At 42.8% G+C, this 500-nt stretch carries 1 pseudogene; it reads left to right on the top strand.

Annotation, left to right across the window (positions count from 1 at the left end):
* Positions 1-61: 61 nt before the first annotated feature.
* A pseudogene (locus T472_RS07160) lies at positions 62-500 on the top strand (IS1634 family transposase); the annotation flags it as partial.

Here is a 500-nt window from a genome sequence, read left to right as displayed (position 1 = left end):
GATGTTTTTTATATTGAAACCCCCACAAAAACATGTTATAATTATAACGTGAGGTGGTTTAGTGAATATCGTATACGTCAAGAACAAAAAGAACGGGATTACATATGTCTACGAATCAAAAAACTATTGGGACAAGGACAAGAAGCAATCCAGAAGCAAACGAGTCTGCATCGGAAAACTGGATGATAATGGAAATCTGGTTCCTTCTAAGCGATTGACCGAGCCACCCGTTTCCACAGTAATCAAAAGAGGACCAGCGCCCTCAGTTTCAACAAGACACAGCTATTATGGGGCCACATACCTGTTTGATGCAATTGGTGAAGAACTTGGAATTGTTCAAGACTTGAAGATTTGCTTCCCTGATATCTACAAGCAGATCCTGTCAATCGCGTATTTCCTGATACTGGAAGACCGGAATTCGCTAATCCGTTTCCCGAAATGGGACAGGACACATTACCACCCGCATGGTAGCAGCATTTCTTCCCAGAGAAGCAGCGACC

The sequence above is a fragment of the Youngiibacter fragilis 232.1 genome (genome assembly GCF_000495435.3).
Lineage (GTDB): Bacteria > Bacillota > Clostridia > Clostridiales > Clostridiaceae > Youngiibacter > Youngiibacter fragilis.
This window is presented reverse-complemented; position numbering and strand designations above follow the sequence as displayed.